General features: G+C 65.2%; 1 protein-coding gene. It reads left to right on the top strand.

Annotated features, from left to right (window positions below; genetic code table 11):
* Nucleotides 1-183 precede the first annotated feature (183 nt).
* Entirely contained in the window at nucleotides 184-1,248 is a 1,065-nt protein-coding gene (locus tag A5698_RS15595; RefSeq protein WP_068298539.1) for an IS110 family RNA-guided transposase, read from the top strand.
* Nucleotides 1,249-1,271: the final 23 nt, after the last annotated feature.

Raw genomic sequence — 1,271 nt, 5'->3', positions numbered from 1 at the left:
GGTGTCTGGCTCCTGCAGACGCTGCCGTCTTCGGGCTGGCATTCGTGCGTTGTGCCGGCATCGGGTGGGAAGGACCGACCGGCGTGACTTGATAGGAGCGTGGCATCGCCCCCACTGAGATGTGTCCAGCCGGCCGGCCCAACCTTCGCCTCATCCACGTCTAGATGAAAGAAGGCACCGTCCATGGTGATCGTTGGGACCGATGTACACAAGCGCACCCACACCTTCGTCGCAGTCGACGAGGTCGGGCGCAAACTCGGCGAGAAAGTCGTGCAGGCCACCACCGCCGGCCATCAAAGGGCGATCAATTGGGCCCGTGCCCAATTCGGTGATGATCTGGTCTGGGGGATCGAGGATTGCCGCAATCTGTCGGCGCGCTTAGAGCGTGATCTGCTCGGCGCCGGGCAGTCGGTGGTGCGGGTCGCGCCGAAGTTGATGGCCCAAACCCGCGCCAGCGCCCGCACTCGCGGTAAGTCCGATCCGATCGACGCGCTGGCCGTGGCCCATGCGGTGTTACGCCATCCCGACCTACCGGTAGCCGCCCATGACGAGGTCTCACGCGAGCTGAAGTTGCTCACCGATCGTCGTGAAGATCTTGTGGCACAACGGACCGCCACGATCAACCGGCTCCGCCAACGTGTCCACGAACTCGATCCCGCTGCCGAACCCACACCCGGCTCACTGCACCGCGCCAAGCCCTGCGACACCCTGGCCGCCTGGCTACAGACCCAACAAGGCCTGCTGGCCGAGCTGGCCGCAGAGGAACTCGCTGACATCGTGCGCTTGACCCAGGCCATCAACGCGTTGGCCGCTCGCATCGGCGAACGCGTACGCCAGGTCGCCCCGACACTGCTGGCATTGCCGGGCTGCGGCGAGCTCACTGCCGCCAAACTCGTCTCCGAAACAGCCGGAATCACACGATTCCGCAGCGAAGCCGCTTTCGCCCGCCACAACGGCACCGCGCCGATTCCGGTGTGGTCAGGCAACACCGCCGGCCGCGTACGACTCAACCGCTCAGGCAACCGCCAACTCAACGCCGCCCTACACCGCATCGCGATTACCCAGATCCGGCTACCCGACAGCCCCGGGCATCGCTACTACCGTCACCGCCTCGCCGAAGGAAACTCCACCAAAGAAGCCCTGCGCTGCCTCAAACGTCGCCTCTCACGCGTGGTGTTCACCCGCCTCCACACCGACGAACACACCCACCGCAACGCCGGAAATACCGACCATCGCATCGCCGCTTGACATAGGAGCAATGCACGCTCGCG

This window comes from Mycobacterium sp. E136 (genome assembly GCF_001666865.1).
Classification (GTDB): Bacteria; Actinomycetota; Actinomycetes; order Mycobacteriales; family Mycobacteriaceae; genus Mycobacterium.
This window is presented reverse-complemented; position numbering and strand designations above follow the sequence as displayed.

What these genes read in the sequence shown, in the direction of transcription:
- A5698_RS15595 (WP_068298539.1), top strand. Translation starts at nt 184, where the DNA reads ATGGTGATCGTTGGGACCGATGTACACAAGCGCACCCACACCTTCGTC.